Annotated in this window: 25 protein-coding genes; 14 read left to right on the top strand and 11 right to left on the bottom strand. The window is 63.3% G+C overall.

What is annotated here, in order from left to right; all coding sequences use genetic code 11:
- Positions 1–37 precede the first annotated feature (37 nt).
- From moaD to K226_RS0108735, 6 genes are all read right to left on the bottom strand, one after another.
- Positions 38–289, bottom strand: a complete 252-nt coding sequence (gene moaD / locus K226_RS0108760) for a molybdopterin converting factor subunit 1 (RefSeq protein WP_024814441.1) — start codon at positions 287–289, stop codon at positions 38–40.
- A complete protein-coding gene (gene glp, locus K226_RS0108755; RefSeq protein WP_024814440.1) occupies positions 286–1,515 on the bottom strand; it encodes a gephyrin-like molybdotransferase Glp in 1,230 nt (409 codons plus the stop codon). The genes moaD and glp overlap by 4 nt, the downstream gene beginning before the upstream one ends.
- Positions 1,512–2,081 carry a molybdopterin-guanine dinucleotide biosynthesis protein B gene (gene mobB / locus K226_RS0108750; RefSeq protein ID WP_024814439.1) on the bottom strand — a complete coding sequence of 190 codons (570 nt, stop codon included), beginning with the start codon at positions 2,079–2,081 and terminating at the stop codon, positions 1,512–1,514. The genes glp and mobB overlap by 4 nt, the downstream gene beginning before the upstream one ends.
- Before the next feature lie 111 nt (positions 2,082–2,192).
- The gene (locus K226_RS0108745) at positions 2,193–3,707 is read right to left on the bottom strand and encodes a threonine synthase (RefSeq protein WP_024814438.1); all 1,515 of its coding nucleotides are present in this window, start codon (positions 3,705–3,707) and stop codon (positions 2,193–2,195) included.
- A gap of 23 nt (positions 3,708–3,730) precedes the next feature.
- Positions 3,731–5,092, bottom strand: a complete 1,362-nt coding sequence (locus K226_RS0108740) for a homoserine dehydrogenase (RefSeq protein ID WP_024814437.1) — start codon at positions 5,090–5,092, stop codon at positions 3,731–3,733.
- Positions 5,093–5,162: 70 nt separating this feature from the next.
- Positions 5,163–6,392, bottom strand: a complete 1,230-nt coding sequence (locus tag K226_RS0108735; RefSeq protein ID WP_024814436.1) for a pyridoxal phosphate-dependent aminotransferase — start codon at positions 6,390–6,392, stop codon at positions 5,163–5,165.
- A 169-nt stretch (positions 6,393–6,561) separates the two neighbouring features.
- On the opposite strand from K226_RS0108735, the gene K226_RS0108730 reads away from it, so the two are divergent.
- The 4 genes from K226_RS0108730 (at position 6,562) to K226_RS0108715 (ending at position 9,914) form a co-directional block, all read left to right on the top strand.
- Positions 6,562–6,942 carry an Mth938-like domain-containing protein gene (locus tag K226_RS0108730; RefSeq protein ID WP_024814435.1) on the top strand — a complete coding sequence of 127 codons (381 nt, stop codon included), beginning with the start codon at positions 6,562–6,564 and terminating at the stop codon, positions 6,940–6,942.
- 152 nt (positions 6,943–7,094) lie between these two features.
- A complete protein-coding gene (locus K226_RS0108725) occupies positions 7,095–7,580 on the top strand; it encodes a peroxiredoxin (RefSeq protein WP_024814434.1) in 486 nt (161 codons plus the stop codon).
- A 184-nt stretch (positions 7,581–7,764) separates the two neighbouring features.
- Positions 7,765–9,525 carry a PhoH family protein gene (locus K226_RS0108720; protein ID WP_024814433.1) on the top strand — a complete coding sequence of 587 codons (1,761 nt, stop codon included), beginning with the start codon at positions 7,765–7,767 and terminating at the stop codon, positions 9,523–9,525.
- A 2-nt stretch (positions 9,526–9,527) separates the two neighbouring features.
- Positions 9,528–9,914 (top strand): hypothetical protein, encoded by a 387-nt coding sequence (locus K226_RS0108715; protein ID WP_024814432.1) that lies wholly within the window; start codon positions 9,528–9,530, stop codon positions 9,912–9,914.
- A gap of 78 nt (positions 9,915–9,992) precedes the next feature.
- Here the strand turns inward: K226_RS0108715 and dnaB are convergent, their stop codons facing one another.
- The 5 genes from dnaB to rpsF form a co-directional block, all read right to left on the bottom strand.
- Positions 9,993–11,411 (bottom strand): replicative DNA helicase, encoded by a 1,419-nt coding sequence (dnaB, locus tag K226_RS0108710; protein WP_024814431.1) that lies wholly within the window; start codon positions 11,409–11,411, stop codon positions 9,993–9,995.
- Positions 11,412–11,590: 179 nt separating this feature from the next.
- Entirely contained in the window at positions 11,591–12,043 is a 453-nt protein-coding gene (gene rplI, locus K226_RS0108705; protein WP_024814430.1) for a 50S ribosomal protein L9, read from the bottom strand.
- Between the two features lie 12 nt (positions 12,044–12,055).
- On the bottom strand, positions 12,056–12,337 hold the full coding sequence (rpsR, locus tag K226_RS0108700; protein WP_005795932.1) for a 30S ribosomal protein S18: 282 nt from the start codon (positions 12,335–12,337) through the stop codon (positions 12,056–12,058).
- 17 nt (positions 12,338–12,354) lie between these two features.
- Positions 12,355–12,645: a primosomal replication protein N gene (gene priB, locus K226_RS0108695; RefSeq protein WP_024814429.1), complete on the bottom strand. Its 291-nt coding sequence runs from the start codon at positions 12,643–12,645 to the stop codon at positions 12,355–12,357.
- Positions 12,646–12,665: 20 nt separating this feature from the next.
- The gene (rpsF, locus tag K226_RS0108690) at positions 12,666–13,085 is read right to left on the bottom strand and encodes a 30S ribosomal protein S6 (RefSeq protein WP_024814428.1); all 420 of its coding nucleotides are present in this window, start codon (positions 13,083–13,085) and stop codon (positions 12,666–12,668) included.
- Positions 13,086–13,336: 251 nt separating this feature from the next.
- Between rpsF and grpE the strand changes: the two genes are divergently transcribed.
- The 10 genes from grpE to asd all read left to right on the top strand — a co-directional run bounded on the left by grpE (position 13,337) and on the right by asd (position 24,849).
- Positions 13,337–13,888, top strand: a complete 552-nt coding sequence (gene grpE, locus K226_RS0108685) for a nucleotide exchange factor GrpE (protein ID WP_024814427.1) — start codon at positions 13,337–13,339, stop codon at positions 13,886–13,888.
- Between the two features lie 82 nt (positions 13,889–13,970).
- Positions 13,971–15,917 (top strand): molecular chaperone DnaK, encoded by a 1,947-nt coding sequence (dnaK, locus tag K226_RS0108680; protein WP_024814426.1) that lies wholly within the window; start codon positions 13,971–13,973, stop codon positions 15,915–15,917.
- Between the two features lie 90 nt (positions 15,918–16,007).
- Positions 16,008–17,153: a molecular chaperone DnaJ gene (gene dnaJ / locus K226_RS0108675; RefSeq protein ID WP_024814425.1), complete on the top strand. Its 1,146-nt coding sequence runs from the start codon at positions 16,008–16,010 to the stop codon at positions 17,151–17,153.
- A 248-nt stretch (positions 17,154–17,401) separates the two neighbouring features.
- On the top strand, positions 17,402–18,766 hold the full coding sequence (locus K226_RS0108670) for an MBL fold metallo-hydrolase (RefSeq protein WP_024814424.1): 1,365 nt from the start codon (positions 17,402–17,404) through the stop codon (positions 18,764–18,766).
- A gap of 243 nt (positions 18,767–19,009) precedes the next feature.
- Positions 19,010–19,948, top strand: coding sequence for a LysR family transcriptional regulator (locus tag K226_RS0108665; RefSeq protein WP_024814423.1), 939 nt, complete (start codon positions 19,010–19,012; stop codon positions 19,946–19,948).
- A gap of 36 nt (positions 19,949–19,984) precedes the next feature.
- Positions 19,985–21,406 (top strand): 3-isopropylmalate dehydratase large subunit, encoded by a 1,422-nt coding sequence (gene leuC, locus K226_RS0108660; RefSeq protein WP_024814422.1) that lies wholly within the window; start codon positions 19,985–19,987, stop codon positions 21,404–21,406.
- 11 nt (positions 21,407–21,417) lie between these two features.
- Positions 21,418–21,543, top strand: coding sequence for an entericidin A/B family lipoprotein (locus tag K226_RS0108655; protein WP_008903921.1), 126 nt, complete (start codon positions 21,418–21,420; stop codon positions 21,541–21,543).
- A 9-nt stretch (positions 21,544–21,552) separates the two neighbouring features.
- Positions 21,553–22,203, top strand: coding sequence for a 3-isopropylmalate dehydratase small subunit (gene leuD, locus K226_RS0108650; RefSeq protein ID WP_024814421.1), 651 nt, complete (start codon positions 21,553–21,555; stop codon positions 22,201–22,203).
- Positions 22,204–22,291: 88 nt separating this feature from the next.
- On the top strand, positions 22,292–23,362 hold the full coding sequence (leuB, locus tag K226_RS0108645) for a 3-isopropylmalate dehydrogenase (RefSeq protein WP_024814420.1): 1,071 nt from the start codon (positions 22,292–22,294) through the stop codon (positions 23,360–23,362).
- 329 nt (positions 23,363–23,691) lie between these two features.
- Positions 23,692–24,849 (top strand): aspartate-semialdehyde dehydrogenase, encoded by a 1,158-nt coding sequence (gene asd, locus K226_RS0108635; protein WP_024814419.1) that lies wholly within the window; start codon positions 23,692–23,694, stop codon positions 24,847–24,849.
- Positions 24,850–24,954 lie beyond the last annotated feature (105 nt).

The following is a 24,954-nucleotide window of genomic DNA, read 5'->3' as shown; positions in this document are numbered from 1 at the left end:
TGCCCGGCAGCCCGGTTGTGTGCCCGGCGCTTACCTGTCAGCCACCGGTGACCGGCGGAAAGAAGGCAACCTCTGCCCCGTCGGCCAGCGCGGCCGATTCATCGCTCAGCGTCTGGTTGAGCGCCATGCGCACGGCCTTGCCGCGCGCCAGGCTGTCGGCATGGGGGCCACCGCGCGCAATGAGCTCGTCGCGCAGCGCGCCCAGGGTGGCGGCAGTGGTTTGCACCGGCTCTAGCCCGGTGCCGATCGCCTCGCGGATGGAGGCGAAATAGCGCACGGTAATCTTCATGACAGCAGCTCCGAAAACGCAATGAACCGCACGGTGTCACCCGCTGCAATGGTCTGGCCGGCCGGGTTGTCCACCACACCGTCGCCCCAGGCGGCCGAGGTGAGCACGCCCGAACTCTGGTTGTTGAACAGGTCCAGCCCGCCCGTGGCGTTGTGCCGCACACGCAAAAATTCGCGGCGTTTATCGGCCTTGGGCCAGATGAAATCAGCGCGGGCAGCTATGGTTTGAGGAGCAACAACAGAGGCTCCCTGCAGCCGCAGCACAAAGGGCCGCACCAGCAACGCAAAGGTCAGAAAGCTCGACACCGGGTTGCCTGGCAGGCCGATGAAGTGCGCTGCCCCCCCATCGCGTGGAATCTGGCCGTAGGCAAACGGCTTGCCGGGTTTCATGGCGATCTGCCACAAATCGAGCGTGCCCAGCGCCTGAACGGCGGGCTTGACGTGGTCTTCCTCGCCCACCGACACACCGCCGCTGGTCAGGATCAGGTCGTGCGCGCTGCTTGCCGCGCGCAGGGCCTCGATGGTGGCGTCGCGCCGGTCGGGCACGATGCCGAAGTCGGTGACCTCGCAGCCCAGGCGCTGCAGCATGGCGCGCAGAAAAAAGCGGTTGCTGTTGTAGATGGCGCCGGGGCGCATCTGCTCGGGCGGCACATCGCCGGGCATGACCAGTTCGTCGCCGGTGGAGAACAGCGCCACGCGCGGGCGGCGCGCCACCTGCAGCTGGTGCAGGCCAATGCTGGCGGCCAGGCCCAGCTCGGCAGGCGTGAGGCGCGTGCCGGCGGGCAACACCACGGCGCCGCGCGTGATGTCTTCACCGGCACGGCGAATCCACTGGCCCGGCTGCGGCACGGCGTTGATGCGCACGCGGCCATCGCCCTGCGCCTCGCAGTCTTCCTGCATCAGGATCGCATCGGCACCTGCAGGCACGGGGGCGCCGGTGAAGATGCGCGCTGCCGTGCCCGGCTGCAGGGGCTCGCCCGCGCTGCCCGCTGCAATGCGCTGTGATACGGGCAGCAGGGCACCCGCAGCCGCCACATCGGCGCAGCGCACGGCATAGCCGTCCATCGAGCTGTTGTCCTGCGGCGGCACATGCAGCGCCGAGATGCAGTCCTGGGCCAGCACGCGGCCGTCGGCATCAAAGGTGGTGACGGTGTCGACGCCTGTCAGCGGCGTGGCGTGGCCCAGCAACTCGGCCAGCGCTTCATCCAGCGGTTTGAGGGGTTTCATTGGGGGGCGCATGGCAACAGGTCTCCGTGCAGGTCCCATTGGTAGTCAAAGCGGTCGGCGTGCTGCAGCAGCCAGTCGACCACCTGCGCGGGCGCATTGAGGTCGAGCACGGGCAGCTGGGTGGGCACCGGCAGGCCGTGCGGGGCATCGGTGGCAACAGCGACCACAAAGTCGTCTTCTGGGTAGCGCACGGGCTTGGCCGCGCGTCCGGGCTCGGGCATGCGCCACACTTCGATCTTGAGCAGATCACTGTCTTTGAAGCCCTCCACCAGCACCCAGTCCACGCCCTGGTACAGCTCGGCCAGCAGATGGTGCACGCTGAGCGTGGCGGGCTGCTCGAACTCGCGCACCAGCATGAGGCGCTTGTCGGAGGCGGCCACCACTTCGAAGGCACCGGCTTCGCGATGGCGGTAAGTGTCCTTGCCGGGGTGATCGATGTCGAAACTGTGGTGGGCGTGTTTGACCACCGAAACGCGCAGCCCCCTGAGCCGCAACTCGGGGATCAACTGCTCGACCAGCGTGGTCTTGCCGCTGCCGGAGAAGCCGGCAAAGCCTACAACCTTCATCCAATGCTCCTGTGAATAGCTATGCTATTTATAGCTGCTAGCGCTTATCAGACAAGCGCTAGGGGCATTTTTGACTCAAAAACCCTGGGGCGCCGCACTTCCGACAGGGAATTACTGGCAGTGCCGCTCGACATACGCCTTGACCAGTTCCACATCGGCTGGCATGACCTGCACGCGCTTGGGCAAGGCCTCGATGCCGGCAAAGCGGTCGGGGCGCTCGGGGGCATGGCCCAAGGCCTCCTGAATGGTTTCGGCAAACTTGATGGGCAGGGCCGTTTCCAGGACGATCATGGGCACGCTGCCGTCGCCCCGGTGCTCGCGCGCCACCTTTACGCCATCAGCGGTGTGGGTGTCGATGGTCACGCCAAAGCGGCTGTAGGTATCGCGGATCGTGGCCAGGCGGTCGGCATGGGTGCTCTTGCCGCTTTCAAAGCCGTATTTGCCCGCAGCGTCGGCAAACAACGGCTCCGCGCTCAGGTCGAAGCGGCCATAGGTCTGCAAGGCGGCGCTGAACAAGGCCTTGGTGCGTTGGCCATTGCGCCCCAGCAGGTCGAACACAAAGCGCTCGAAGTTGCTGGCCTTGCTGATGTCCATCGAGGGGCTCGATGTTTCGTGTGTGTCGGCGCTGCCGCGCACGCGGTACACACCGGTGCGAAAGAACTCGTCGAGCACGTCGTTCTCGTTGGTGGCCACCACCAGCTTGTCGATCGGCAGGCCCATCATGCGCGCCACATGGCCGGCGCAGATGTTGCCGAAGTTGCCGCTGGGCACGGTGAAGCTGACCTTCTGGTCGTTGGGATTCGCCGACGGGCCGCCCCTAGGCGAATCAGCCCCCTCGGGGGGCAGCGAGGACACGCCAGTGCCGAGCGTGGGGGCCGGGTGTTCAGTGGCTTGGATGTAGCCGGCAAAGTAGTACACCACCTGCGCCAGCAGACGCGCCCAGTTGATGGAGTTGACGGTGCCGATCTTGTACTTGCGTTTGAATTCGAGGTCGTTGCTGACGGCCTTGACGATGTCCTGGCAGTCGTCAAACACGCCTTCGATGGCGATGTTGTGGATGTTTTCGTCCTGCAGGCTGAACATCTGCGCCTGCTGGAAGGCGCTCATGCGGCCGTGCGGGCTGGTCATGAAGACGCGCACGCCCTCTTTGCCGCGCATGGCGTATTCGGCTGCACTGCCGGTGTCGCCGCTGGTGGCGCCCAGGATGTTGAGCTGTTCACCGCGGCGCTTGAGCTCGTACTCGAACAGGTTACCCAAGAGCTGCATGGCCATGTCCTTGAAGGCCAGCGTGGGGCCGTTGGACAGAGCTTCGAGCCACAGGCCGTCTTCGAGGTGGCGCAGCGGCACGATCTCGCCGGTGCCAAACACTTCGGCGGTATAGGTCTTGGCGCACAGGGCCTTGAGGTCGGCGGCAGGAATGTCGTCGATATAGAGCGACAGGATCTGAAACGCCAGCTCGGCGTAGCCCTGCTCGTGGTAGGCCTTGCGCAGTTGGGTCAACTTGGCGTCGTCGATCTGCGGGTAGTGCTCGGGCAGGTACAGGCCGCCGTCGGGCGCCAGGCCTTCGAGCAGGATGTCGCAAAAGTGTTTGCGGTCCGGGTGGCCGCGCGTGGAAAGGTACAGCATGGCGTTCGTCCTGCGTGTTGGGCTTAGTTCAGCTCTTCCTTGCGGATACGGGTGATGGGCGCCAGCACCGTAGGAAGCTGCTGCATCTGGGCGATGGCATCGTTCATGGTGCCTTCGCGCGTGTCGTGCGTGAGGATGATCAGATCGGTTTGCGTGGAACCTTCGCCCCCCACCTCGTCCGCTTCGCGCTGCAGCACCGCGTCGATGCTGATGCCCGCATTGGCCAGGATGCCGGTGACCTTGGCCAGCACGCCGGCCTGGTCGGCCACGCGCAGGCGCAGGTAATAGCTGGTGACCACTTCGCTCATGGGCAGCACGGGCAGCTCGTTCATAGCCTGGTCAAGGGTGTGCGGCTGGAAGGCCAGGTGCGGCACGCGGTTGAGCGGGTCCACCGTGTGCAGGCGCGTGATGTCCACCAGATCGGCGATCACGGCGCTGGCGGTGGGCTCGGAGCCCGCGCCCTTGCCGTAGTACAGCGTGGCGCCCACGGCGTCGCCCTGCACCACCACGGCGTTCATGGCACCTTCCACGTTGGCGATCAGGCGCTTGGATGGCACCAGGCTCGGGTGCACGCGCAGCTCGATGCCCCCGGCGGATTTGCCGGCGGCGTCGGTTCTTTCCACCCGCTTGGTGATGCCCAGAAGCTTGATGCGGTAGCCCAGCTGCTCGGCGTATTTGATGTCGGTGGCGCTGAGCTGGGTGATGCCTTCCACATAGGCCTTGTCGAACTGCACCGGGATGCCAAAGGCGATGGCACTCATGATGGTGACCTTGTGCGCGGCGTCCACGCCTTCGATGTCGAAGGTGGGGTCGGCCTCAGCATAGCCCAGGCGCTGCGCCTCTTTCAGCACCACATCAAAGTCCAGGCCCTTGTCGCGCATCTCGGACAAGATGAAGTTGGTGGTGCCGTTGATGATGCCCGCCAGCCACTGGATGCGGTTGGCCGTGAGGCCCTCGCGCAGCGCCTTGATGATGGGGATGCCACCGGCCACGGCCGCTTCAAAAGCCACCATCACGCCCTTGGCCGATGCTGCGGCAAAGATCTCGGTGCCATGCACGGCCAGCAGCGCCTTGTTGGCGGTGACCACATGCTTGCCTGCGGCAATGGCTTCGAGCACCAGTGCCTTGGCAATGCCGTAGCCGCCAATCAGCTCGATGACGATGTCGATGTCGGGGTTGGCGATGACGGCGCGTGCGTCGCTCACCACCTGCACGCCCTCACCCACCACTTTCCTGGCGCGCTCCACGTCGAGGTCGGCCACCATGGTGATCTCGATGCCCCGGCCCGCACGGCGGCGGATTTCTTCCTGGTTGCGTTGCAGCACGTTGAAGACGCCGCTGCCGACGGTGCCAATGCCCAGCAGGCCTACTTGGATCGGTTTCATGGGGAATTTACCAGTCAAAATGCGCCGCAGCGCTTTATCTATAAGCGCAAGCAGCTATCAAAAAAGAGTTTTATTCGGTGCCGCACCGCTTGCGGTACTGCTCGAGAAAGCGCGCCACGCGGCCAATGGCCTCGCGCAGGTCGTCCTCATGGGGCAGGAACACGATACGGAAATGATCGGGCCAGGCCCAGTTGAAGCCCGTGCCCTGCACCAGCATCACCTTGGTCTCCTGCAGCAGCTCCAGAAAGAACTGCTGGTCGTCCTTGATCGGATAAATCACCGGATCTAGGCGCGGAAACATGTACAGCGCCGCCTGCGGCTTCACGCAGGTCACCCCGGGAATGGCGGTGATGAGCTGGTAGGCCAGGTCGCGCTGCTTGCGCAGGCGGCCGCCCTCGCCCACCAGTTCGTTGATGCTCTGGTAACCACCCAGCGCGGTCTGCACAGCCCACTGACCGGGCACGTTGGCGCACAGGCGCATGTTCGAGAGCATGTTCAGGCCCTCGATGTAGTCGCGTGCGGGCTTCTTGTCGCCCGACACCACCAACCAGCCGGCCCGGTAGCCGCAGGAGCGGTAGCTCTTGGACAGCGAGTTGAAGGTGAGTGTGAGCACGTCCTCGCTCAGGCTGCCCAGCGCGGTGTGGCGTGCGCCGTCGTACAACACCTTGTCGTACACCTCATCGGCAAAGATCACCAGCCCATGCTCGCGGGCGATGGCAACGATGCCCTTGAGCAACTCGTCCGAATACAGCGCGCCCGTGGGGTTGTTGGGGTTGATCACGACAATGCCCTTGGTTCTGGGCGTGACCTTGGAACGGATGTCATCGAGGTCGGGCATCCAGCCATTGGCCTCGTCGCACAGGTAATGCACGGGCGTGCCGCCCGACAGGCTGGCCGCCGCCGTCCACAGCGGGTAGTCGGGCGAGGGCAGCAGCAGCTCGTCACCGGTGTCGAGCAACGCATTGGTAGCCATCACGATGAGCTCGCTGGCGCCGTTGCCCAGATAAATGTCGTCGAGCGTGACGCCCTTGATGCCCTGCTTTTGCGTCTCGTGCATCACGGCTTTGCGCGCCGCGAAAATGCCTTTGCTGTCCGAGTAGCCTGCCGAGTTGGGCAGGTTGCGGATCATGTCCTGCTGAATCTCTTCGGGCGCATCAAAGCCAAACACCGCCAGGTTGCCGATGTTGAGCTTGATGATCTTGTGGCCGTCTTCCTCCATCTGCCGGGCCGCGTCCATGATGGGGCCCCGGATGTCGTAGCAGACGTTGGCGAGCTTGGCGGATTTGTGGACGGTTTTCATGGACTGACTTTGAAATGCGGTGGGGTCAGAGACCTGCCAGCGCCCCGGGCGCTCTGGCGAAACCTATAATTTGACCACAGATCGACGGCACCCCGAGGCCCAAACGCCCGTGAATGCCGCTCCTGCAAAGCCCCAGCCCGTGGCCTGCGCCAACCCACCCAGCCTTCGCATGAAATTCCAGCCCGAACCCTCCTCCGCACAGACCATCCGTGCCTACGGCCCCGGCTGGATCGGCATAGATGCAGAAAAGATCACCACCAGCATCATCCTGGGATCGGGCGGCCTGCGCATGGTCTGGCCGTGCGCCCGGTTTGAAGACCTTACGCCAGATCATTTCGCCCAGCTGGCCACCCTGGAGGCGGAGCTGATCATCTTTGGCAGTGGCGTGCGCAACCGCTTCCCGCCGCCGGCCTGGCTACAGCCACTGATGGCCCGGCGCATGGGCCTTGAAACCATGGACACCCCAGCGGCCTGCCGCACCTACAACATCCTCGCCAGCGAAGGCCGCAACGTGGTGGCGGCGCTTGTACTGGAAACACCGATGGCCTAGAACGCGTTCGCGATCCTGGACAGAGCCCGCGGATTGGCCTTGGTGGCGTTTTCAGGGTAAAATCACCGGTTGCGGTCGGGGGCACCACCAAAATCAATAACACCCAGCTCCCCCGGCTTATCAACGACTACATCCTGAGAGATTGAAGTGATATGGCGATCGTTGTCAACAAACCCCTCCCTGAATTTGAAGCCAACGCGACCGGTGGTATCAAGGTCTCCAACACCTCCCACCTCGGCCAGGTTGTTGTTTTGTACTTCTATCCCAAGGACAACACGCCTGGATGCACCACGGAAGCCATGCAGTTCCGGGACAAGTACAAAGATTTTGCAAAAATTGGCGCTGCCGTTTTCGGCGTGTCGCGCGACAACATGAAGTCGCACGACGAGTTCAAGGAGAAGCTGGAGCTGCCCTTCGAGCTCATCGCCGACACCGAAGAAAAAATGTGCCACATGTTCGGCGTGGTCAAGAACAAGATCATGTACGGCAAGAAGGTCAAGGGCATTGAGCGCAGCACCTTCCTGATCGGACCCGACGGCATTTTGCAAAATGAATGGCGAGGTCTCAAGGTGCCAGGCCATGTGGACGAAGTGCTCAAGGCCGTCAAGTCCATCAAGGCCTTGAAAAAGGCCGCCTGAAACCCTGCGTTGCATGGCCCCTCACGCGGATCGCAAAGCTGCTGCGCAATCCGACACAGTGAATGGGCATAATGGTTCGATGCACCTGAAAACAGCCACGCTTTTTTCCTCCCCCAAAGCCGCCTTGGTCTCCAGGCGGCTTTTTGCTTTCTGAACACCCTACTCTGCCCAAGGCCCTGCCAACATGCCCCTGCCTCCCGCCCCCAGCCGGCGCGCTGCCATCCTCGCGCCAGAAGCCTACGAAGCAAGTGCGCGCACCCGTCCCGTTGATAAAACGCACCCCGAGGTGGAGACAAGGGTTGAACCTGCCAGCCGCAGCGGTCGCAAAACCGAACGCAGCCAGGCTGCTGCCGCGGAACTGGCACCAGCGCCCGCAATGATTCAGGTGGAAACCAAATCGCGCGCACCAGCCCCTTCCCAAGAGCCCGCCGCTGCCCCCGCACCAGTGGCGCGCCGCGCCACCAGTACCCGCAGCAGCACCGGCACCAGCAAACCTGCTCCCGGCGCGCCGGCAGCACCCGTTGCAGCGCGCAGCAAAAAGGCAGCGCCACAGGGGCCCGCCAAGTTGTTTGTGCTGGACACCAACGTTCTGCTGCACGACCCGACCAGCCTGTTCCGCTTCGAAGAACACGACATCTTCCTGCCGATGATCGTGCTGGAAGAACTCGACGGCCACAAGAAAGGCATGACCGAAGTGGCGCGCAATGGCCGCCAGACCAGCCGCACACTGGATGCACTGGCTGGTGTCCATGGCGCCGACATCGCGCACGGGCTCAAGCTCGACTCCACGGGCCAGCGTGCTGCCGGTGGGCACCTGTTCTTTCAGACGGTTCCGCTCGACTACAGCCTGCCCACCAGCCTGCCACAAGGCAAGGCCGACAATCAAATTCTGGGTGTGGTGGAGGCCCTGCGCAAGCTGCATGCACCGCGCGAGGTGGTGCTGGTGTCCAAAGACATCAACATGCGCGTCAAGGCGCGCGCCCTGGGCCTGAACGCCGAGGATTACCAGAACGACAAAACGCTGGAAGACGGCGACCTGCTCTACTCCGGCGTGTTGGCCCTGCCCACCGATTTCTGGGTCAAGAGCGGCAAAAACGTGGAAAGCTGGCAAAGCGGCGCGCACACCTACTACCGCATTGGCGGCCCCATCGTGCCGCAACTGATGATCAACCAGTTTGTCTACTTTGAGGCCCCGGGCGAGCCCAACCTGTTTGCCCGGGTCAGCGAAATCCGTGAGAAGACGGCGGTGCTGCAGACGCTCAAGGACTATGGTTCGGTCAAGCACGCGGTGTGGGGCGTGACCACGCGCAACCGCGAGCAGAACTACGCCATGAACCTGCTCATGGACCCCGAGGTTGACTTTGTCACGCTGACTGGCACGGCCGGCACCGGCAAAACCCTGCTGGCGCTGGCCGCCGGCCTCACACAGGTGCTGGACGACCGCCGCTATACCGAGATCATCATGACCCGCGCCACCGTGAGCGTGGGCGAGGACATCGGCTTTTTGCCCGGCACCGAGGAAGAAAAGATGGGCCCCTGGATGGGAGCACTGGACGACAACCTCGAATTTCTGGCCAAGGGCGACGGCGGCAACGCGGGCGAGTGGGGCCGTGCAGCCACCAACGAACTCATCCGCAGCCGCATCAAGATCAAGAGCATGAACTTCATGCGAGGCCGCACCTTCCTGAACAAATACGTGATCATCGACGAGGCGCAAAACCTGACGCCCAAGCAGATGAAAACGCTGATCACCCGCGCTGGCCCCGGCACCAAGATCATCTGCATGGGCAACCTGGCACAGATCGACACACCCTACCTCACCGAAGGTTCGTCGGGCCTCACCTACGCGGTGGATCGATTCAAGGGCTGGCCGCACAGCGGGCACATCACGCTGGCACGCGGCGAGCGCTCGCGCCTGGCAGATTTTGCCAGTGAGGTGCTCTGAGCATGGCCGTGGGATGGGTTACTGCCCTCAAGCTGGTGCCCTGGGGCGACGTCCTGGAGGCGACGCCCCAGATTTTGCAGGCGGCCAAAAAGCTGCTGGGCAGCACACGCCAAGGCACGGCAGATGCGGCTGCCGGCACGCTGGCGGGTGCGGGCGATGCAGCCACACCCCCGGTCGCCCTTCAGCTGCAGCAATTGCGCGAGCGGGTGGCGCGCCTGGAGCAGGAACAGCAGGAATCTGCCGTCCTGATCCAGTCCCTGGCAGAACAGAATGCCCAGGTGGTACAGGCGGTGGAAGTGCTGCGCCTGCGCAACCAGCGCCTCACGGCGGCCATCGCGCTGCTGGGGGCGGTGTGCGCCGGGCTCATCGTGTGGGCACTGCGGCAGTAGCGCCGGCGGCCAACGCAAAAAAGCTATTATTTTGATAGCTACTAGCGCTTGTAAATCAAGCGCTAGTAGCTATTTTTACTAGAAATCGTCGCCCGAACCCATCGCCAGGCTCTCAAAGCGCGTCTGCGACTTCTGGAAGTACAGCTTCACGGTGCCAGTGGGACCGTTACGCTGCTTGCCGATGATGACCTCGGCCACGTTCGGCTCTTTGCTGTCCTTGTTGTAGTAGTCGTCGCGGTAGATGAACATGATGATGTCGGCATCCTGCTCGATGGCGCCCGATTCGCGCAGGTCACTCATCATGGGGCGCTTGTCGGTGCGCTGCTCTACCGAGCGGTTGAGCTGCGACAGCGCAATCACCGGACACTGCAGCTCCTTGGCCAGCATCTTCAGGCCCCGCGAAATTTCGCCCAGCTCGGTGGCCCGGTTTTCGCCCTGAGAACCGCTAGAGCCACTCATCAGCTGCAAATAGTCCACCACGATCAGGCCCAGCTTGCCGCACTGGCGCGCCAGGCGCCGCGCATTGGCGCGCAGCTCACTGGGCGTAAGACCCGGTGTTTCGTCGATGTGCAGCGACACCGTGCGCAACTTTTCGATGGCTTCGGTCAGGCGCGGCCATTCTTCATCACTGAGCTTGCCGGTGCGCAGGTTGCCCTGGTTGATGCGGCCAATCGAGCCGACGATACGCACGGCCAACTGGGCAGCGCCCATTTCCATCGAGAAGATAGCCACGGGCAGGCCTTCGTTCAGCGCCACATGCTCGGCAATGTTCACCGCAAACGCCGTTTTACCCATGGACGGGCGCGCAGCCAGCACCACCATGTCGCCGGCCTGCAGGCCCGAGGTCATGCGATCAAGGTCGACAAACCCCGTGGGCACGCCGGTGATGTCATTGGGGTTGTCAGCCATCTCCTGCACGCGGTCGAGCAGGTCCACCACCAGGGTGTCCATGGCCTGAAAGCCCTGCTTCATGCGCGAGCCTTCTTCACCGATGTTGAAGATTTTTTGCTCGGCCTCGTCGAGGATCTTGTCCACCGGCTTGCCCTGCGGGTTGAAGGCGTTGGTGGCAATTTCGTCGCTGGCCGTGACCAGCTTGCGCAGAATGGCCCGCTCGCGCACGATCTCGGCGTAGCGGCGGATGTTGCTGGCGCTGGGCACATACTGCGCCAAGTTGTTCAGATACCCCAGCCCCCCAATTTCCTCGGCCTTGCCCAGCCCCTGAAGCTGCTCATACACCGTGATCACGTCGGCAGGCTTGCTGGCATTGATCAGGCCGCAGATGGCGGCGTAGATCAGCTTGTGCTCGTAGCGATAGAAATCGCCGTCTTTGAGCAGATCGCCCACGCGGTCCCAGGCGTTGTTGTCCAGCAGCAGCCCGCCGAGCACGCTCGACTCTGCCTCGATCGAGTGCGGAGGCACGCGCAGCTGGGCAATCTCGCGGTCCGGCATGGGCGGTGCGAAACCGTGGTCATCGAGCGGGGGGAAAACAGCAGACATGGGGTTCCTTGGGGCAAGCCTTTAATGCTAGCGCAGAGCGGCCTGACGGGATGGGGACAAGCCTGTGGATAACCACGGGGAAGGCTGTGGGTTGCCCTGTATGGTTGCACCGCACCAAAAACAAAAGCCGCCCGAGGGCGGCTTTTGTGCATCGTCACGAAATGACGATCAGGCGACGATCAGGCGCTTTCGCCGTAGACCGACACGTTGACTTCAACAACCACGTCGGTGTGCAGAGCCACGCTCACCGATGTGTCGCTCACCACCTTGATGGGGCCGTTAGGCAGGCGAATCTGGGCCTTGGCGACCTTGTAGCCTTGCTTGTTCAGCTCTTCGGCGATGTCGTGGTTGGTCACGGAACCAAACAGACGGCCATCCACACCGGCCTTTTGCGTCAGCTTGACGGTGGTGCCAGCCAGCTTTTCGCCTTGGGCCTGGGCTTCTGCCAGCTTGGCAGCAGCCGCCTTTTCGAGTTCGGCGCGCTTGGCTTCGAACTCGGCCTTGGCCGATTCGGTGGCGCGGCGTGCGCGGCCCGAAGGGATCAGGAAGTTGCGGGCATAGCCGTCTTTGACCTTGACGATTTCGCCGAGGTTGCCGAGGTTCACAACCTTGTCGAGCAGAATGATTTGCATGGGTTGTGCTCCTTAGATCTTGTGCTGGTCGCTGTAAGGCACCAGGGCCAGGAAGCGGGCGCGCTTGATGGCGGTATTCAGCTGACGCTGGAAGATGGCGCGCGTGCCGGTCAGGCGTGCGGGGATGATCTTGCCGTTTTCGGCGATGAAATCGCGCAGCGTGTCGACATCTTTGTAGTCGATTTCTTCAACACCCGTCACCGTGAAGCGGCAAAAGCGCTTGCGCTTGAACAGCAGGGACTGGGTGTTGCGCTTTGGGCGCTTGTCTTTGTTGAACTTCTTGAACGTGGCCATTGCGGACCCCTTGCAAATTAATTTTGTTGAATATCCTGGATGTGGAGCACTGCATTCTTGCCATTGCGTGGCGTGGCCAGAAACCCACTGAAAGTCCAGAGACTTCCGATGTTCTGCCTTGCCAGACGCTCAGCCATTGCACCAAAGGCAACGGCTTTCATGGCGGCCTTGACTTCGCGGGGGTGGCCTGCCTCGTCTTGCTGCGACTCGTGTTCGAGACGCAGCGCAATGGCAGGCAATCCGGCGGGCGTGTAGCGCAGGGCCTCAGCCTCTGCGATACAAGCGGTCAAGACAACGCGGTTCTCCACTCCTTAGGCTGAACTGTCAATCAGCGATCGCCAGAACGCTCGCCACGGTCACCGCGGTCACCGCCACGGTCGCCAGCAGCTGCGTATTCAGCTTGGCTGACCTTGCGGGCTTCTTCGCGCTCGACAGTCTTCATCATCGAAGAGGGGCCGGTATCGGCCTTCTTCTTCTGAACCGTCAGGTGGCGCAGCACGGCGTCGTTGAACTTGAAGGCGTGCTCCAGTTCAGCCATCACGGCCTGGTCGGCTTCAATGTTGACGCACAGGTAGTGGGCCTTGGCCAGCTTGTTGATCAGGTACGCCAGTTGACGGCGGCCCCAGTCTTCAACGCGGTGCACCTTGCCACCGCCAGCGGTGATCATGCCCTTGTAGCGCTCCAGCATGGCTGGAACTTGTTCGCTTTGATCCGGATGGATCAACAAAATGATTTCGTAATGACGCATGCATACTCCTTCTGGGTAAGACCACCCGTTGCGTCCCAATCTCGTCGATCTTGTCGAGATTGCGCGGTGTGGCAAGGCAAAGCCGGTGATTATAGCCCGCATCTTTGCGGCTTGTACACTCCCGGCCTGACCACTGCCGCGTGGCGTGCCATTTCGCGCGACCAAAACGGCGCCTGGCTGCCACAGGCCTTGAAATACGGCCCGCCCGCCCCATTCTTTTCGCGTATCCGTTCGTTTCAAAAAATTCCGATATGTCCGATAACAGCCAGCAACACCCCAACCAAAGCACTCCCGCCCCCGAAGAAGTCGAAGCCGCCATGGCAGCCCACGCGTCTGACGAAATGGCCCGCCTGCAGGGCGAACTGGCCGAAATTAAGGCAAAAAGCGCTGAACTGGCGGACCAGTTCCTGCGCGCCAAGGCCGAGGCGGAAAACGCCCGTCGCCGCGCAGAAGACGAGGTGTCCAAAGCCCGCAAATTCGGCATCGAAAGCTTTGCCGAAAGCCTGCTTCCCGTGGCAGACAGTCTGGACGCAGCACTGGCCATCCAGAACGCGACGGCCCAGCAACTGCGCGAGGGCTCCGACGCCACGCTGCGCCAGTTGACTGCTGCGCTGGAGCGCAACAAGGTGCTGGCCATCAACCCGGCCGCCGGCGACAAGTTCGACCCCCACCAGCACCAGGCCATCAGCGTGGTGCCTGCCGACCAAGAGGCGAACACGGTGGTGTCCGTGCTGCAAAAGGGCTACTTGATCTCGGAGCGCGTGCTGCGCCCCGCGCTGGTGACGGTCACCGCCCCCAAATAAATTTCTGGAAAACAACTTGAACCCGTTCAAGTTATCCACAAGTTACTAGCTATCCAATCATTCAAACATCGCGGAGAAGAACATGGGAAAAATCATCGGTATCGATCTGGGCACCACCAACAGCTGCGTGTCCGTCATGGAAGGCAACACCACGCGCGTGATCGAAAACTCGGAAGGTGCCCGCACCACGCCGTCGATCGTTGCGTACCAGGAAGATGGTGAAGTGCTGGTGGGCGCCTCGGCCAAGCGCCAGGCTGTGACCAATCCCAAGAACACGCTGTACGCCATCAAGCGCCTGATCGGCCGCAAGTTCACCGAAAAAGAGGTGCAAAAGGACATCGACCTGATGCCCTACAAGATCACGGCGGCCGACAACGGCGACGCCTGGGTCGAAGTGCGCGGCAACAAGATCTCTGCCCAGCAGGTCAGCGCCGACATTCTGCGCAAGATGAAGAAGACTGCCGAAGATTACCTGGGCGAGCCCGTGACCGAAGCCGTGATCACCGTGCCCGCCTACTTCAACGACGCCCAGCGCCAGGCCACCAAGGACGCCGGCCGCATTGCCGGTCTGGATGTCAAGCGCATCATCAACGAGCCCACCGCCGCGGCACTGGCCTTTGGCCTGGACAAACAGGAAAAGGGCGACCGCAAGATCGCCGTGTATGACCTGGGTGGCGGCACGTTTGACGTGTCCATCATCGAAATCGCCGATGTGGACGGTGAAAAGCAGTTTGAAGTGCTGTCGACCAACGGCGACACCTTCCTGGGCGGCGAAGACTTCGACCAGCGCATCATCGACTACATCATTGCCGAGTTCAAGAAAGAGCAAGGCGTTGATCTGTCCAAGGACGTGCTGGCCCTGCAACGCCTGAAGGAAGCCGCCGAAAAGGCCAAGATCGAGCTGTCCAACAGCGCGCAAACCGACATCAACCTGCCCTACATCACGGCCGACGCCTCGGGTCCGAAACACCTGAACATCAAGCTCACGCGCGCCAAGCTCGAAGCCCTGGTGGAAGAGCTCATCGAGCGCACCATTGCCCCTTGCCGCACCGCCATGAAGGACGCCGGCATCAGTGTGTCCGACATCAACGACGTGATCCTGGTCGGCGGCATGACGCGCATGCCCAAGGTGCAGGAAAAGGTCAAGGAATACTTCGGCAAAGAGCCCCGTAAGGACGTGAACCCCGACGAAGCCGTGGCCGTGGGCGCTGCCATCCAGGGCCAGGTGCTGTCGGGCGACCGCAAGGACGTGCTGCTGCTGGACGTGACGCCGCTGTCGCTGGGCATTGAAACCCTGGGCGGCGTGATGACCAAGATGATCACGAAGAACACGACCATCCCGACGAAGTTCGCGCAGACCTTCTCGACGGCCGACGACAACCAGCCCGCCGTGACCATCAAGGTCTTTCAGGGCGAGCGTGAAATGGCTTCTGGCAACAAGCTGCTGGGCGAGTTCAACCTTGAAGGCATTCCACCCGCATCGCGCGGAACGCCGCAGATTGAAGTGTCGTTCGACATCGACGCCAACGGCATCCTGCACGTGGGCGCCAAGGACAAGGGCACGGGCAAGGAAAACAAGATCACCATCAAGGCCAACTCGGGCCTGTCGGAAGAAGAAATCCAGCAGATGGTGAAGGACGCCGAGCTCAATGCCGCCGACGACAAGAAAAAGCTGGAGCTGATCCAGGCCCGCAACCAGGGCGAAGCCGCTGTGCACAGCGTGAACAAGAGCCTGGCCGAGCATGGCGACAAGCTGGATGCGGGCGAAAAAGACGCCATCACCGCCGCAGTCAAGGCCCTGGAAGAAGTCCTCAAGGGCGAAGACAAGGACGCCATCGATGCCAAGACCACGGCACTGATGACCGCCAGCCAGAAGCTGGGCGAGAAGATGTACGCCGAATCCCAGGCTGCACAGGCGGCGCAGGCAGCCGGTGGTGCGGATGCGGCAGGTGCATCGGCTTCGTCTGGCAAGCCCGCAGACGACGACAACGTGGTCGATGCAGAGGTCAAGGAAGTCAAGAAGGGCTAAAGCAGCCCCGTTGCTGACCCGAGCCGCCGCGCTGGGCCCCCTTCAAGGGTGCCTGCGCGGCGTTCCTCTTCCAACCAGGCTGATTCATCCATGTCCAAAAGAGACTATTACGAGGTCCTCGGCGTTCCCAAGAACGCCTCCGAGGACGAAATCAAGAAGGCTTATCGCAAGCTGGCGATGAAGCACCACCCTGACCGCAATCAGGGGGATACCGCCAAGGGCGCCGAAGAAAAGTTCAAAGAGGCCAAAGAGGCCTACGAGATGCTTTCGGACGCACAAAAGCGCGCCGCCTACGACCAGTATGGCCACGCCGGCGTGGACCCGAACATGCGCGGTCCTGGCGGGCCCGGTGCGGAAGGTTTTGGTGGCTTTGCCGAGGCCTTTGGCGACATCTTTGGCGACATGTTCGGCCAGCAGGGTGGGCGCGGGCGTGGCGCGGGGGGCCGTCAGGTGTACCGCGGCAGCGACCTCAGCTACGCGATGGAAATCACCCTCGAAGAGGCCGCGCGCGGCAAGGATGCGCAGATCCGCATTCCCTCGTGGGAAAGCTGCGACACCTGCCACGGCAGCGGCGCCAAACCCGGCACCAGTGCCAAGACCTGCACCACCTGCACAGGCAGCGGCACGGTGCAGATGCGCCAGGGCTTCTTCAGTGTGCAGCAGACCTGCCCGCACTGCCGGGGCACGGGCAAGATCATTCCCGAGCCCTGCACCACCTGCTCCGGCCAGGGCAAGCTCAAGAAGCAAAAGACGCTGGAAGTGAAGATTCCGGCGGGCATCGACGACGGCATGCGCATCCGCAGCACCGGCAACGGCGAACCGGGCACCAACGGCGGGCCACCGGGCGACTTGTACATCGAGATCCGCCTGAAGAAACACGACATCTTCGAGCGCGACGGTGACGACCTGCATTGCCAGGTGCCCGTGAGCTTCATCACGGCGGCGCTGGGCGGCGAGATCGAAGTGCCCACGCTGGCCGGCAAGGCCGCCATCGACATCCCCGAAGGCACGCAGGCCGGCAAGCAGTTTCGCCTGCGCGGCAAGGGCATCAAGGGCGTGCGCGCCAGCTACCCCGGTGACCTGTATTGCCACATCGCGGTGGAGACGCCCGTCAAGCTCACCGAGCACCAGCGCAAGCTGCTGCGTGAGCTGGAAGACTCGCTGAAAAAAGGCGGCGGCCGCCACTCGCCCAGCGGCGAAAGCTGGACCGACCGGTTGAAAAACTTCTTCAGCTAAACACCGCACAGCAGCGCTGCCCGTTGCACCCAAGGCTGCCCCGCTTAGCGCCGGGCAGCCTTTTTTATTGCCCCGGCCCATGCGCCCACGGTGCCCTCGTGCGCCACATGCGCCACCTGCACACGCAGGTCTCAGCCCATTTTTACCAGCGCCCCCTGACCTGCATCACGCGGCCGCCCGCTCCCACCCACGGCAGCGGCCCCCCTGCGCGCTACGATGGCAGCCATTGGCACGCATGGAGAACTGCAATGGAAGTCAACATCACCTTTCTGGGCGGCGCCAGCACCGTCACTGGCTCGAAATATTTGGTGCGCCACAACGGCCACAGCATGCTGGTCGATTGCGGCCTGTTTCAGGGCTACAAACAGCTGCGCCAGCGCAACTGGCACCCGTTGCCCCTCACGCCGCACCAGATTGACGCCGTGGTATTGAGCCATGCACACCTCGACCACAGCGGCTATCTGCCCCTGCTGGCGCGCGATGGCTACACCAAGGCCATTCACGCCACCACCGGCACGCGCGACCTGTGCGCCATCCTGCTGCCCGACAGCGGCCACCTGCAGGAAGAAGACGCCGCCTTTTTGAACCGCCACCAGCTCTCGCAGCACGCACCGGCGCTGCCGCTCTACACGCGGCTCGATGCGCAGCACTGCATGAAGCAGTTCCGCACCCATGCGTTCCACAAGGCGTTTGAGCCGATTCCCGGCTGGCGCGTCACTTTTACGCCGGCCGGGCATATCCTGGGCGCGGCCAGCGTGCTGCTGGAAGTGGGCGGGCGGCGCATTCTGTTCTCGGGCGACCTGGGCCGTCCTGACGACCTGGTCATGAACCCGCCCGAGGCGCCACCCCAGGCCGACACCGTGCTGGTCGAATCCACCTACGGCGACCGCCAGCACGGGCAGGAGGACATCCTGCAAGAGCTGGGCCCCGCCCTGCAACGCCTGTCCCAACGCGGCGGCGTAGCCGTGGTGCCGGTGTTTGCCGTGGGCCGGGCGCAGGCCGTGCTGCATGCCATCAACCTGCTCAAGAAACAGGGCACCATCGCCCGCTCGCTGCCAGTTTTTCTGGACAGCCCCATGGCCGTGAGCACCACCGGTCTGTTTGCGCACCACACAGGCGAGCACCGGCTCACCGCGCACGAGGCAGACGCCCTCTCGCACACGGCCACCATGGTGCAGACCACCGACGAATCCAAGGCCCTGGCACGGCGCCACGGCCCCATGGTGATCCTGTCGGCCAGCGGCATGGCCACGGGCGGGCGGGTGCTGCACCACCTTGCGCTGTATGCGGGCGACCACCGCAACATGATCATCATCACCGGCTACCAGGCGCCGGGCACGCGCGGCGCGCGCATTGCCAGCGGCGAAAAGACCACCCGCATCCACGGGCAGGATGTGGATGTGCGCGCCGAAGTGGTGCAGCTCACCTCTGCCTCGGCCCACGCCGACGCCAACCAGACCCTGGCCTGGCTGCGCAGCATGGGGCATGCGCCCGACCGGGTGTATGTGGTGCACGGTGAGATGGGCGCGGCCGACATGCTGCGCCAGCGCATCGAACATGAACTGCGCTGGCGTGCCGCTGTGCCCGAGCACGGCAGCACCCTGACCGCCTGAGGGTGCACAAAGCCAGGCGCTTCAGGCAGCATGCTTCAAAAAAAAGAGCGCTTTGCGCTCGTCTTTATTGGCTTTCACTCATAAAAGCTTCTGAGATGCTTTAAAAGCAAGCGCAAGCAGCTCACTTTTTTGACAAACTAAGCCCTTGCGCGATGAAAACCATCGCGTTTGGCGATGGCAAACACAAAAAATTGGGGTGAAAATCGCAAGTCTTCTCAAAACAAGAAGACTACACACCGCCCCATGAAAAGCTCCGAGCGCAGTTTTGCGCGCCGCATTGATCTCACCTCGCTGCAATTGTTTGTGGCGGTGTGCGAGCTCGGCAGCATTGGCCGCGCGGCCGAGCGCGAGTTCATTGCGGCATCGGCCGTGAGCAAGCGGCTGTCCGACCTGGAAACCGCCGTGGACACCGCCCTGCTCTACCGCCACAGCCGGGGCGTCACGCTCACCCCCGCGGGCGAAAGCCTGTTGCACCACGCGCGCACGGTGCTGTTTGGCCTGGAGCGCATGCAGGGCGAGCTGAGCGAATACGCCGAAGGCGTGCGCGGCCATGTGCGCATGCACGCCAACATCTCGGCCATCGTGCAGTTTCTGCCCGAAGACCTGGGCGCTTTTGCGCGCGCGCACAGCCAGGTGAAGATCGACCTGCAAGAACACCTCTCCAGCGATGTGCTGCACGCTGTGCAGGAAGGCGCGGCCGATCTGGGCATCTGCAACACCGGCGGGCCCGGCGCCGCCGACCTGCAAAGCCGCCCCTATCGGACCGATCATTTGGTGCTGGTTGTGCCTGCAGCGCACGCCCTGTCTGCGCAAGCAGCTATCAATTTTGAAGAGGTGCTGGACTGGGACATCGTCGGCCTGCACGCCAACAGCAGCATCAGCCTGGCCATGCGCGCTGCCGCCGCTGCCGCTGGACGCCCGCTGCGCCAGCGCATCCAGGTCACCGGGCTCGATGCCATGTGCCGCATGATCGACAACGGCTTGGGCGTGGGCCTGCTGCCCGACCGGGCCTTTGCCCTCATGCACGGCGTGGGCCGCCTGCAAGCCATTCCCCTGACCGACCCCTGGGCCCAGCGCGAGCTGCGTGTGGTGGCCCGCGACTTCGATGCCCTGCCCGTGACCGCGCGGCTGCTGGTGGAGCACCTGATCCGCCCGGCTGCTGGCACTTTCACGCCCACCTAAAATCCAACTTATCCACCCCCACGAAAAGAGACCGCCATGGGACGCACCCTGTACGACAAGATCTGGGACGAGCACGTCGTCCACACCGAGGAAGACGGCACCGCCATCCTCTACATCGACCGCCATCTGGTGCACGAAGTGACCAGCCCCCAAGCCTTCGAGGGCCTGCGCGAGGCGGGCCGCAAGGTCTGGCGCATGAGCTCCATCGTGGGCACGGCCGACCACAACACGCCCACCACCGGCTGGGAAAACGGCTACGACGGCATCACCGATCCGATCAGCAAAGAACAGATCACCACGCTGAACGACAACATGGCGCAGATCACGCCGGCCGCGTTCTTCCCGTTCATGCACAAGCGCCAGGGCATCGTGCACGTGATCGGCCCGGAAAACGGCGCCACCCTGCCCGGCATGACGGTGGTGTGCGGCGACAGCCACACCAGCACCCACGGTGCCTTTGGCGCGCTGGCCCACGGCATCGGCACGTCGGAAGTCGAGCATGTGATGGCCACGCAAACCCTGCTGGCCAAGAAGGCCAAGAACATGCTGGTGCAGGTGGACGGCACGCTGGCCAAAGGCGTGACGCCCAAGGACGTGGTGCTGGCCATCATCGGCAAGATTGGCACGGCCGGCGGCACGGGCTACACCATCGAATTCGCGGGCTCGGTGTTCCGCGCGATGAGCATGGAAGGCCGCATGACCGTGTGCAACATGGCCATCGAAGGCGGCGCGCGCGCGGGCCTGGTGGCTGTGGATGACAAGACGATTGAATACGTCAAGGGACGCCCGCTGTCGCCCACGGGCGTGGAGTGGGACCAGGCTGTTGCCTACTGGAAGACGCTGCACTCCGACCCCGATGCCAAGTTCGACACGGTGGTCAAGCTTGACGCCGCCGACATCCAGCCGCAAGTGACCTGGGGCACCTCGCCCGAGATGGTGCTGGGCGTGGACGCCCGCGTGCCCGACCCCGACAAGGAAAAAGACGCCAACAAGCGCGGCGCCATCGAGCGCGCACTGACCTACATGGGCCTGCAGCCCGGCAAGGCCATCAACGACATCACCATCGACAAGGTGTTCATCGGCTCGTGCACCAACAGCCGCATCGAGGACATGCGCGAAGCCGCCGCCGTGGTGAAGAAGCTCGGCCGCAAGGTGGCCAGCAACGTCAAGCTAGCGATGGTGGTGCCCGGTTCGGGCCTGGTCAAAGAGCAGGCCGAGCGCGAGGGCCTGGACCAGATCTTCAAGGCCGCAGGCTTTGAATGGCGCGAACCTGGCTGCAGCATGTGCCTGGCCATGAACGCCGACCGCCTGGAGCCCGGCGAACGCTGCGCATCCACCAGCAACCGCAACTTCGAAGGCCGCCAGGGCGCTGGCGGCCGCACCCACCTCGTGAGCCCCGCCATGGCCGCTGCTGCTGCAGTGCACGGCCATTTTGTTGACATTCGCCAATTTGCCTGAAGGAGACCGCCATGAAGAAGATTGCCACCCTCATCGCCCTGTCCGCCGCTTTCGTGCTGGCGGGCTGCAACACCGTCAAGGGCGTGGGCCAGGACGTTCAACGGGCCGGAGGCGCACTCGAGCGCGCCGCCAAGTAAAAGAACGCCATGCAGAAATTCACCAAACTCCAAGGCCTTGTGGCCCCGATGGACCGCGAGAACGTCGACACCGACGCGATCATCCCCAAGCAATTCCTCAAGTCGATCAAGAAGACCGGCTTTGGCGTGAACCTGTTTGACGAATGGCGCTACCTGGACCACGGCGAGCCCGGCATTCCGGAATCGCAACGCAAGCCCAACCCCGACTTCGTACTGAACCAGCCGCGCTATGCAGGCGCCTCCATCCTGCTGGCACGCAAGAACTTCGGCTGCGGCTCGAGCCGCGAGCACGCACCCTGGGCGCTGGACCAGTACGGCTTTCGCGCCATCATCGCACCCAGCTTTGCCGACATCTTCTTCAACAACTGCTTCAAGAACGGCCTCTTGCCCATCGTGCTGCCCGAGGCCACGGTGGCCCAGCTGTTCGATGAAGTGCACGCCTTCCCCGGCTACCAGCTCACCATCGACCTGGAACGCCAGGTGATTGTTAGACCGCAGGGTGAAGAGATCCCGTTCGAGGTACAGGCCTTCCGCAAATACTGCCTGCTCAACGGTTTTGACGACATCGGCCTGACCCTGCGCCAGTCCGACAAGATCCGCGCCTTTGAAGCCCAGCGCCTGGCGACCAAGCCGTGGCTGGCGCACACCATGGTGTCGTAAGACGGCGCAGCACCAAAAATATTAGTCAAATTGGCCTCTAGCGCTTTACCAATAAGCGCTAGCAGCTATTAAAAACAAAGCAAATTCAATGAAAATCGCAGTTCTGCCAGGTGACGGCATTGGCACCGAAATCGTCTCCGAAGCCGTCAAGGTTCTGGAAGCGCTGGAGCTCCCGTTCGAGATGGAATCCGCCCTCGTAGGCGGCGCCGCCTACGAGGCCCATGGCCACCCGCTGCCCGAATCCACCCTGAAGCTCGCCATGGATGCCGACGCCGTGCTGTTCGGCGCGGTAGGCGACTGGAAATACGACAAGCTGGACCGCCCGCTGCGCCCCGAGCAAGCCATTCTGGGCCTGCGCAAGAACATGGGGCTGTTTGCCAACTTCCGCCCCGCCATCTGCTACGAGCAGCTCGTGGGGGCGTCGAGCCTCAAGCCCGAGCTGATTGCGGGCCTCGACATCCTCATCATCCGCGAGCTGACGGGCGACATCTATTTTGGCCAGCCCCGCGGCCGCCGCGTGGCCACCGACGGCCACTTCCCCGGCGCCGAGGAAGCGTATGACACCATGCGCTACAGCAAGCCCGAGATCGAGCGCATCGCCCACGTCGCCTTCCAGGCCGCGCGCAAGCGCAGCAAAAAGGTCACCAGCGTGGACAAGGCCAACGTGCTGGAGACCTTCCAGTTCTGGAAGGACGTGGTCACCGAGGTGGGCCAGCAGTACCCCGACGTGGAACTGCAGCACATGTACGTGGACAACGCCGCCATGCAGCTCGTCAAGGCGCCCAAGGCGTTCGACGTGGTGGTCACCGGCAACATGTTCGGCGACATCCTCTCCGACGAAGCCTCCATGCTCACCGGGTCGATCGGCATGCTGCCCTCGGCCAGCCTGAACAGCAAAGGCCAGGGCCTGTACGAACCCAGCCACGGCAGCGCCCCCGACATCGCGGGCAAGGGTGTGGCCAACCCGCTGGCCACCATCCTCTCGGCTGCCATGATGCTGCGCTTCAGCCTGAACCAGGAAGCCGCCGCCCAGCGCATCGAAGCCGCCGTGCAAAAGGTGCTGGCGCAAGGGTTGCGCACGCCCGACATCTACAGCGAAGGCACCACCAAGGTGGGCACCGCGCAGATGGGCGATGCCGTGGTGAAGGCGCTGGCATAAACCTGCCCTCCAGGCGCAGGCATTTATCAAGGGCGGCCAGGTGCCGCCCTTTTTCATGCACGGCTCTTACGCCGAAACACACCGACCACCGTCAGCGGGCGCAAAGCCGCCATCCGCTACAATCTGCACCCATGTTTGTCGCCCGCCCGTTCGCCCTGAACACCGCATCCGCCGCCCAGGCCGGTGCAGCCGCGCGCGCAATCACCACCAAAACCACGACCATTAAGGGCTGATCCAGCCCAGGTATCGTCGTGCGCCCTCCCTGGCCAGACGAGCCGGGGCAAAACAGTCTGGTCTGGCACTGTTTCTTACTTTGAAAGGGCGTTGAAATGAGCAAGTTGGTAGGTTTGGTCGGCTGGCGCGGCATGGTCGGCTCGGTCCTGATGGACCGCATGGTGCAGGAAAAAGACTTCGATCTGATCGAACCCCTGTTCTTCTCCACCTCGAACGCAGGCGGCAAGGCCCCGGCACAGGCCCGGAACGAAACCACGCTGCAAGACGCGTTCAACATCGACGCCTTGAAGCGCTGCGAAATCATCATCACCGCCCAGGGCGGCGACTACACCAACGAGGTGTACCCCAAACTGCGCGCCGCCGGCTGGAACGGCCACTGGATCGACGCCGCATCCTCCCTGCGCATGGAAAAGAACGCCGTCATCGTGCTCGACCCGGTGAACATGCCGGTCATCAAGAACGCCCTGGCGAATGGCGGCAAGGACTGGATCGGCGGCAACTGCACGGTGAGCTGCATGCTGATGGGCGTGGGCGCGCTGTACAAGGCGGGCCTCGTCGAATGGATGAGCACCCAGACCTACCAGGCCGCATCGGGCGGTGGCGCACAGCACATGCGCGAGCTGCTCACGCAGTACGGCACGCTGAACGCCGAAGTGAAGGCCCTGCTCGACGACCCCAAGAGCGCCATCCTGGAAATTGACCGCAAGGTCATCGCCAAGCAGCGCAGCTTGAGCGCCGCCGAAACCGCCAACTTCGGCGTGCCGCTGGGTGGCTCGCTGATCCCCTGGATCGACAAGGATCTGGGAATCGGGAAAAGCCAGGACGAGCCTGGCTGGGGCATGTCCAAGGAAGAGTGGAAGGGCATGGCCGAGACGAACAAGATCCTCGGCATGGGCGAGGGTTTCAGCTCCGCCGCCATTCCCGTCGACGGCTTCTGTGTGCGCGTGGGTGCCATGCGCTGCCACAGCCAGGCCCTGACCTTCAAGCTCAAGAAGGACGTGCCCGTGGCCGACATCGAGGCCATGATCGCTGCCGACAACCAGTGGGTGAAAGTGGTGCCCAACACGCGCGAGGCCACCATCAAGGACCTGACCCCCGTCGCCGTGACCGGCACCATGACCATTCCCGTGGGCCGCATCCGCAAGCTGGCCATGGGCCCCGAGTACGTGGGTGCCTTCACCATCGGCGACCAGCTGCTGTGGGGCGCCGCTGAACCCCTGCGCCGCATGCTGCGGATTCTGCTGGAGGCCTGATCTGCCCAGCCCCCAGGCGCGCGCAGCACACGCTGTAGCGCGCTTTTTTATGCCTGGTCGACGGAAACACCCGGTTACGCGGCGTTGGCATTTGGCAACATCTTA

Origin of the sequence: Acidovorax sp. JHL-3 (assembly GCF_000526295.1) — a bacterium.
Taxonomy (GTDB): Bacteria; Pseudomonadota; Gammaproteobacteria; order Burkholderiales; family Burkholderiaceae_C; genus Acidovorax; species Acidovorax defluvii.
This window is presented reverse-complemented; position numbering and strand designations above follow the sequence as displayed.